General features: G+C 40.6%; 2 protein-coding genes and 1 tRNA gene. 1 reads left to right on the forward strand and 2 read right to left on the reverse strand.

The features are described 5' to 3' along the window. Nucleotides 1-65 precede the first annotated feature (65 nt). Complete coding sequence (locus BMX95_RS34330) at nucleotides 66-875, reverse strand: phage integrase SAM-like domain and Arm DNA-binding domain-containing protein (RefSeq protein WP_090519761.1); 810 nt, start codon at nucleotides 873-875, stop codon at nucleotides 66-68. A 254-nt stretch (nucleotides 876-1129) separates the two neighbouring features. Next, a tRNA-Pro gene (locus BMX95_RS34335) sits at nucleotides 1130-1203 on the reverse strand. 113 nt (nucleotides 1204-1316) lie between these two features. On the opposite strand from BMX95_RS34335, the gene BMX95_RS34340 reads away from it, so the two are divergent. Beyond that, on the forward strand, nucleotides 1317-2264 hold the full coding sequence (locus BMX95_RS34340) for an Arm DNA-binding domain-containing protein (RefSeq protein ID WP_090519763.1): 948 nt from the start codon (nucleotides 1317-1319) through the stop codon (nucleotides 2262-2264). Nucleotides 2265-2318: the final 54 nt, after the last annotated feature.

Raw genomic sequence — 2318 nt, forward strand, 5'->3', positions numbered from 1 at the left:
CTTAGGTTTGGCTATCGATTCCATACACTGCTTTTAATGAGCTAAGCTAATGTTCCTTTTGCTCTTTAAAGAGATGTACTTGGTCGAGAGGATACGGTATAACAACTGAATACAAATAGATCCCGTACCTTTTGAAGCATCGGGTTGTCCAGTGCCTGGTTTTCCAATGCTGACAATTCCAGGTCAGTTAAAAAATCCCTATCCTTTCGTTTAAACTTTAACTGAAACCCAATAAATGGATTTTTGTCCAGCCACTCATTTTTTACCGCCCACGCCACCATTTTCTTTAAACGCTCCAAATGCTTCATAGTGCCGTTATTAGTACACGGATCAGAATCTTTGATAGGAGAGGAGCGGATATAAAATTCAAAGCCGGTAACAAATTCATAGGTCAGATTTTTAAGCAGTATATCATCTTTCTTCAGTTGTTGGGATAGAAAAACCTTCAGGTACTTTTCGGTGGTGTAGTAGTTTTTCATGCTGCCTTTCTTTAGCACTTTTTGCATGATGGTGTTATGCTGGCTTACGACCCACAAAAGGGAATGCTCAACTTTTTTCTCTTTTACAATTCCTGCGTAGGCATCCTTTACAGCCGCTGCCGTTAATGCTTCGCCCTGCATTTGCAGTTCCCGGTAATGACGGGCCAATTTTCCTCGTACCTCTTCGAGGTAACTATTGAACTTTTTGAGTGCATTGTTTTTGGGCCAGGCTTTGCCATAGCCGGAGTTCCAATCATTAGGGGAGAGATATTCTTTTAGTGCCAGTTCGCAACGGGTACCGTTTACGGTAATCCTTGCGTAGACAGGTGATTTGCCATTCAATTGCTTGTTGTTACGCATTACAAAGTGTACTCCAAATGTTCCTGAACTTGTCATACAACAGATTTTTTGTTTTATGAATAGTTCCTCACACCTGATTGCGAACGCCAAAATGAATGTAACTCGCTACCCATTTGTGTTTGCCGCTATCCGGTGACCTAGGTGACCTCAAATATAAGGTGCTGTTGCAGGTCACCGGACAGTTCACATACCGTTTGGTTCTATTTGCATCAAAATGATATCAAAAAGTGAAAAAAGGCTTATAAAACATGCGTTTTATAAGCCTTTGGGATGTTTTGTTATCCGTTTCGTCGGGCAGACAAGATTCGAACTTGCGACCCCTACGTCCCGAACGTAGTGCGCTACCGGGCTGCGCTACTGCCCGAAAAATTGAGTTTTCGGTTTACTAATTTACTTAAATTCTATATTACTCAATAAATTACGGATTTATTCGACTTCTTTTCCTCGCTCAGGTATGAACTGGATTGAAACCCGAAAATGACCCTTCACAATCAATTTGGGTCTAAAATGGGTCTAAAATCAAAGACACGCAAAGGGGACATTAGCATCGGGAACAATAATGGGCGTATAAGACTAAGATGGCGGTATGCTGGGGAAAGATACTCGTTAAACCTGCCTTATGCCTATTTGCCGGAGAATATGTATCATGGGGCTATAAAAGCCGCTGAAATCAAGTTAGACATTGCAAAAGGGTGTTTTGATCCTTCGTTGGAGAAATACAATCCTACGCCTTTGGTGCTCCCACAGCCGAAGACTGAGATGGCTTCTACTCTTAAGAGAAGTGATGATGCTGCTGTTTCAATTATTGATCTAGTGAGATATTTTAACGAGTGGGGAACCAATGTTCGGAATATAGATATTAATAGAACTACCTATTATCTTAGAACAAGGAGTTTTTTAGAAAAATGTAAAGGCGCTCCATTGGAACAACTTCCCCTAAAACTAAATCAGGAGAATTGGTCTGTTTCTACATATAATGAACGACTTTCCTTACTAAATAACTTCTTTTTATGGCTCATTGATTCCGAAATTATTTCAAAAAATCCACTTAGAGGTGTTCGTAGGAAGAAGAATAAGAGGAAGCGGAAAAATCCGAAGCGTGAGCCATTGGAAGAGAAGGAAATCATCCAGATTCTGGATGCCATTAAAAACGATACTTATTGTCCTACCGCCTCAAATTTTAAGCATTCATTTTACTACCCCTTTCTAGCGTTTATATTCTTTACTGGTGTAAGGAATGCCGAAGCCATTGGGTTAAGGGTAAAGCATGTAGATCTGGGAAACAAACGTGTTGAAATTTCTGAAGCTTTTGCTCGTACTATTAAGGGCTCTAATCATTCAGCTAGAATCCAGAAAGGAACTAAGACGGAAAATTCAAGATTCTTGCTGTATAATCCGATCCATCCTGACCACCTGTACCGATGATGCTGACCACTTGTTCCGGCCATGCTGACCACCCCTTCTCTAAGTAAGTTGATT

This window comes from Niastella yeongjuensis (assembly GCF_900110245.1).
Taxonomy (GTDB): domain Bacteria; phylum Bacteroidota; class Bacteroidia; order Chitinophagales; family Chitinophagaceae; genus Niastella; species Niastella yeongjuensis.

Coding starts and splice junctions, on each gene's coding strand:
- BMX95_RS34330 (WP_090519761.1), bottom strand. CDS start 875: ATGACAAGTTCAGGAACATTTGGAGTACACTTTGTAATGCGTAACAAC.
- BMX95_RS34340 (WP_090519763.1), top strand. CDS start 1,317: ATGACCCTTCACAATCAATTTGGGTCTAAAATGGGTCTAAAATCAAAG.